Genomic DNA, 4,021 nt, shown 5'->3' with positions numbered 1-4,021 from the left:
CGAACGCGCCGCGGTACTTAATGCGCGCTTCCCCATCGAGAATCCAGCACCTGATCCGAAGCAGCCGTTCTCGCGTCAGAACTATGTGGGAACTCTCGGCGGCCCATTGAAGCGGCAGAAACTGTGGTTCTTCGCGGGCACGGAACTGGTCCACGAAGACGCCAGCATCGTGTACAGTCCGTCTAACATTGCCGAATTCGATGCTCTCGCCGCGATCGCCTCTCAGGGCCTCATTCCCGGCGTCTCATCCATCTCCGTTCCAGCGAACGTGCCCATTCCATTTCGAGACGGCCTTGGTTCGTTGCGCTTTGATTGGATGCAATCGGAAAAGTCCGCTTGGTTTCTTCGCAGTTCCGTTGATAACTACACCACCCACAACAACCTTGTGCAACAGGGAACTCTGCCTTCTACCGGTCTCTTAACGCACAACAACTATCTGAATCTCGTTATCAGCAATGAGTTCGTCTTCAGTCCGACGTGGCTTGGCAGGCTCGTGCTGGGCGCGAGCGGCCTGCACCTCACACAAGATCGCAATTCGAACCTGGGATTCGCCCTGGCATTCCCATTCAGTTCAACCGCACTAACCGTCTCGGGCTTCGAGACCTTTGGTGACAATCAGTTTGCCACTCCAATCACGTACTTTCCGTCTGAGCGCAGCCAGCAAAAGTATCAGCTACGCTACGACATCACGAACGCAACCGCGCGCCATTCAGTGAAGTTCGGCATCAACTTCATTCACGAGCCGGTCTTTGGCGGAGCATTCCCCAGCAACGACGAAACGCTCTATCAGCTTCCGCAAAATCCGACGTACTACGTAGCCAGTTCCGCCAACCTCGCCCAATTCCCGTCGGACATGCAGGCGGGCGCTTCCACTTCGAACCTGGGCGGCAGCTTCTCGCAGAATGTGCAGCGCATGGCGCTTTATGCTCAGGACTCTTTGCGCGCCACCAGGAATCTGACCGTGAACTACGGCCTGCGCTACAGCGCCTCATTTGGCCTGCTGTATGCGACTGGCCGCACGCAGCAGGAGAATCCCGCCTTCCTCACGCTCAAGGCGCTCGACATCCCACTTGTCTCCAGCGCGCCGCACGACGATCGTACGCAATTTGGCCCGCGGCTGGGCCTGGTGTTTTCTCCGGGCGCCAGCGGGAAGACTGTATTGCGCGCGGGCATCGGCCTGTACGCAGATGATTTGGCTCAGACCGGATGGGCCACTGCATTTCAAGCAGTCAATACGCGGCCCGGCCCCTGCGTGGATCCTGTTGCAAATCCGGGTGGCCCAGAAAATAGCGGTTGCGTTCCGGGCTCCGCCCTGGGAGGAAGCGGCAGCCTGATTGACTCGAACTACAAGACTCCCTATGCGATTCACATAACCGGCGGGTTGGAGCATTCCTTCCATGCTGGTTGGGCGCTGAGTGCCGACTATACCCACGAGCAGGGAAATCATGCCTACCGCGGCTACAGTTACACGGGCGGTACAAATCTGCTTACTCCGTTACTTGCGCCTTCTGATCCGGGGCAGGCCAGCGTCGTCCCGGATATCAACGTCTCTCATTCTGATAACCGCTCCAGTTACAACGCGCTCATGCTCCACTTACAAGGCCATGTTTCACACAGGCTAAACTTCATCGCCAATTACACCCTTGCTCAGGCGCAAACCTGGGGCTGCGTTTTGGGCGAGCTCTTTGATTACGTGAACGGCGTGTGCAATCCGCTCGATCCCTTCGGCCCCGGCGATTACGGCCCATCCGGAGAAGACGTCCGCCACCGATTCGTCCTTGCCGGAACCTGGGAGGCGCCCATGGGGCTCGAACTCAGCACCCTGACCCAGGCCGAGAGCGCCAGACCCTACACCATCACCACAGCCGACGGTACAGGCCGCATCCAGATCAACGGCATTCCCACCGCGCTGGATCAATTTCGCGGCACGCCTTATATCCAGGCGGACGTGCGCGTGGGCCGACCCATCAGATTAGGCGACCGCAATACGCTTCTGCCCTTTATAGAGTTCTTCAATCTGTTTAATCGCAATAACCCTGGCGCGAATTTTGTCACGAATATCGCTTCGCTTCCCGTCCCGTCAACGGAGGCACAGAAGGGCAACATCACCGACATATGTTCTGACGCGTCCTGCTCTGCGACTCAGCCCATTACCAGCCGGGACCAGCTACGCGTTGCAGGGGGTGCCCTCGGGGACTTCTTCGGACCGGGAACCACGGTTGGCATCCCTTTCGCCATGCAGGTCGGCATCCGGTTGACCTTCTAACCGCGGTCCACTAACCGCCTGCCGATCTTCCCGTCGAAATGAATGGGACTCTGCGTTGAACGGCGCCACTCCCTTGTGGCAGCAGGCCGCAAAACGAATGAAACGCTAGGGTTTTCGCCAGAAATGCATAGATCACCTAAGCTAAATCCCTAAGAATGAGGATTATGGAATACACTACTTGCTATCCCCTATCGGGTTTTTGAAGTCTAGTCCAAAACATGGATGAGCAAAAGCGAATCTGGTGTGTCGTAGTCCCTATAGCGCTCCTTGTGCTATTGCTGGGGGCTGCGCTCGGGACGGTTTGGCATCACCATGCCGACTCTGCCGCCGATACATGTTCGCTTTGCCATCTGGTGATTGCCCCGGCCGTACCAGGCGTCAGTGCATGCGTCCTGATTCCTGTGGGCGCCGGACCTGTTTCGCACTGCGCTAACTTCATCGCTCAAGCTATCCCGTTGCAGATTCCCGCACGGGCACCTCCCGCATAGTCTCTCCCTTCCTTCCGTGCCGCTCGGCACGACCATCAGTTCATGTCTCTCGAAGGAGGCTGATTGCCTATGCGTCTGCAAGGTTTGTGGTGTTTGTTCCTGGTCGTCCCTCTCTGTCTTTTCGAGGTCGGTGGCGCCCAGTCTCCTCCTGCTCAAAGTGCGCAGAAACCGGCTCCGCAGGCAAACAATCTCTCTCAAAGCCCAGGGGCAAAAACCATTTCGCTGGAGGATGCCATCCAGATGGCGATTCAGCACAACCACAATTTACTGGCCGCCCGCACCACCATCAGGCAGAGCGAAGCGGAAGAAAAGACGGCGAATCTGCGTCCCAACCCCGTGTTGCTGGGTGACGCTCAGTTCCTGCCGCTCTTCGAACCAAGTCAGTTCAGCGCAGATTACATCGACAACACCGCGCAATTCGATCTAGGGGTTAGTTACCTCTTTGAACGCGGCAAAAAGCGGCAACACCGCTTGCAAGCGGCGAAGGACCAGACGGCTGTTACACGGTGGCAGGTAGCCGATAGCGAACGCAGCCTTGCATTCAACGTTGCTTCGCAGTACATCAATATCGAACTCGCTGAATCGACCCTGGAACTTGCGACACAGGATCTCAAGAGCTTTCAAGACACCGTCGACATCAGTGAAGCCCGCTACAAGGCAGGCGATATTGGAGAAGGCGACCTGCTGAAGATCAAGCTCCAGTTGCTTCAATTTCAGTCGGACATCTCCGCGGCCCAGCTTTCAAGAGTGCAAGGGTTGTCCGATCTCCGCCAGTTGCTCGGTTATGAATCGATTGATGCGGACTTCGATGTTGCGGGCGCATTCGATTACGTTCCAGTCGCAGGCAACCTGGAAGACTTTCAGGAAAAAGCCCTGCAGAACAGGCCCGATCTGCAGGCCGCGCGCTCGGGCGTGAATGCTGCGAACAGCCAGCATGCGCTGCAGCAATCCATCGGCAAACGAGATGTAACGGGTCAAGTCAGTTACACCCACCTTAGTTCCACCAACGATATCTCACTCTTCGGGCAAATACAGTTGCCAATCTTCGATCGCAACCAGGGAGAAATAGCGCGCACTGGCTTCGGCATTACGCAAGCGCAGGAACAGGAGAAGTACGCGACCGGACAGGTACTGACCGACGTGAGAGATGCTTTTGAGAGCGTTCGCTCCAACGATAAGATCATTTCCCTTTATAAGTCGGGCTATCTAGATAATGCGCAGCAATCCCGCGACATCAGTGAGTACGCCTACAAGCATGGCGCTGCAA

General features: G+C 56.8%; 2 protein-coding genes. Both read left to right on the top strand.

Going from position 1 to position 4,021, the window contains the following annotated elements; translation table 11 throughout:
- On the top strand, positions 1 to 2,266 hold a 2,266-nt coding region (locus tag WA354_RS21725), incomplete at its 5' end, for an outer membrane beta-barrel protein (RefSeq protein WP_472815113.1).
- A gap of 557 nt (positions 2,267 to 2,823) precedes the next feature.
- On the top strand, positions 2,824 to 4,021 hold a 1,198-nt coding region (locus tag WA354_RS21720), incomplete at its 3' end, for a TolC family protein (protein ID WP_472815112.1).

The organism is Occallatibacter sp. (assembly GCF_049802275.1).
In the GTDB taxonomy this organism is placed as follows: Bacteria; Acidobacteriota; Terriglobia; order Terriglobales; family Acidobacteriaceae; genus Telmatobacter.
This window is presented reverse-complemented; position numbering and strand designations above follow the sequence as displayed.